At 70.0% G+C, this 2015-nt stretch carries 1 protein-coding gene; it reads right to left on the bottom strand.

The annotated features are described in order from the left end of the window. A partial coding sequence (locus tag ACFYY6_RS38290) for a condensation domain-containing protein (protein WP_389197769.1) occupies window positions 1-2015 on the bottom strand: 2015 nt, incomplete at both ends.

Here is a 2015-nt window from a genome sequence, read left to right as displayed (position 1 = left end):
ACCGCAACCGCCCCAGGAACAACCGCCACACGCCCCGCAACCAACTCCACCACCGAACGACCACCCACACCCACACCAGGACCCGCCCACTGCGCAAGGGCGAGTTCACGTTCGCCCGGGTCCAGGCACTCCAGCCGGGCAAGCGGCGTCGTCGGCGATGCGACCACCGCCTCCGCGAGCGCTGTCCAGTGGCGGCACATCCGCTCGACGGTCGAGGCGTCGAAGAGATCGGTGCTGTACTCCAGTTCGGCCGTCAGGCCGCCGTTCTCCTCCCAGAACTCCCAGGAGACGTCGAACTTCGCCGTGGCTCGCGGAACGAACTCGCGCTTCGCCGGACAGCCGGCGAACTCGGCTTCGAGACCGAGGGAGTTCTGGAGTACGACGAGAGCCTGGACCAGCGGGCTACGGCTCGGGTCCCGTTCCGGTTCGGCGGCGTCCACCACGCGGTCGAAGGGGACGTCCTGGTGGGCGAACGCGTCCAGGGTGGTCGCGCGCACCGCCGAGAGCAACTCCCCGAAGCTCACGGACTCGTCGATCCGAGTGCGCAGCGCAAGGGTGTTGACGAAGAACCCGACGAGGTTCTCCAGCTCGGTGTGCTCGCGCCCCGACGCGACCGTACCGACCGTGATGTCCCGCCGACCGCTGTAACGCGACAGCAGCAACTGCGTCACCGCCGTCAGCCCCATGAACAGGCTCGCCCCACGCTCCTGCCCCGCCGCCCTGAGCCGGTCGACGAGGTTCACCGGAACCTCGAACGTATGCAGCGCGCCGGCCGAGGTGCGCACGGCCGGACGCGGCCGGTCCGTCGGCAACTCCAAAGGCTCCAGACCCGACAACTTGTCACGCCAGTAGTCGAGCTGACCGTCGAATGCACCACCCGTGAGATTCTCCCGCTGCCAGACCGCGAAGTCCGGGTACTGGATGCGCGGCTCCGGCAGAGCCGCTTCCTCGCCACGCACAGCTGCGGCGTACAGCGCGCTCAGCTCGCGCGTGATCACGCCCATGGACCAGCCGTCGGTCACGATGTGGTGCATCGACAGCACCAGCACGTGCACGCGCTCGGAGAGACGGACGACCAGGACCCGGATGAGCGGGCCTCCGTCGAGGTCGAACGGGGCGGCCTGTTCCTCCTGCAGGACCCGCAGCAGCGCGTCCGGCCGCGCACCGTCGGCCTCAGCCACGAGGTCCACCTCCCGCACGGGCACCTCGATGTCCTGCTGGACGTGCTGGCGTCCGTCGGCGAACGTGGTGCGCAGCACCTCATGGCGGGCGACGAGCCCGACCAACGCGGTGCGCAGTGCGGACGCGTCGACGTCACCGAAGACTCGCAGGGCGAGGCCGGTGTTGTACGTGGAGTCGCCGGGCGCGAAGTCGGCCAGAAAGGCAAGACGCTCCTGACCGTAGGACAGCGGAAGGGGCCCGGCGCGCTCGACGCGCGGGATCGCCGGCTCGGCGGAAGCCCCGGGCACGCCGGGCGCGGCGAGGGCCCGGGCCAGTGTCTCGACGGTCGGGTGGGCGAAGAGCGTACGGGAGGACAACTCGCCGCCGATGACCGTGCGAACACGGCCGACGGCCCGCAGGGCGGAGATGGAGTCGCCGCCGAGGGCGAAGAAGTTGTCGTGGACGCCGACCCGTTCGACGCCGAGCACGTCCGACCAGACACCCGCGAGGATCTTCTCCGCATCGGTGCGCGGGGCGACATACTCCTCCCCCGTCTCTGCCTCCGGAGCGGGAAGCGCCCTGCGGTCCACCTTGCCGTTCACGTTCAATGGCAGCGCGTCCAGGACGACGAACGCCGACGGCACCATGTACTCGGGGAGTACGACCGCCGCGTGCTCACGCACGACGGCCACGTCCACACTTCGCCCGGAGGCCGCAACCACATAGGCCACCAGTCGCTTCACCCCGGGGCGGTCCTCGCGGACCTGCACCGACACCCGCCCCACCGACACGTGCCGGGAAAGCACCGCCTCGATCTCGGCCAACTCGATCCGGAAACCCCGCACCTTCACCTG

The organism is Streptomyces sp. NPDC001750, from assembly GCF_042892615.1.
Classification (GTDB): Bacteria; Actinomycetota; Actinomycetes; order Streptomycetales; family Streptomycetaceae; genus Streptomyces.
The sequence above is the reverse complement of the archived record's forward strand: the minus strand, read 5'-3'. Positions and strand labels throughout refer to the sequence as shown.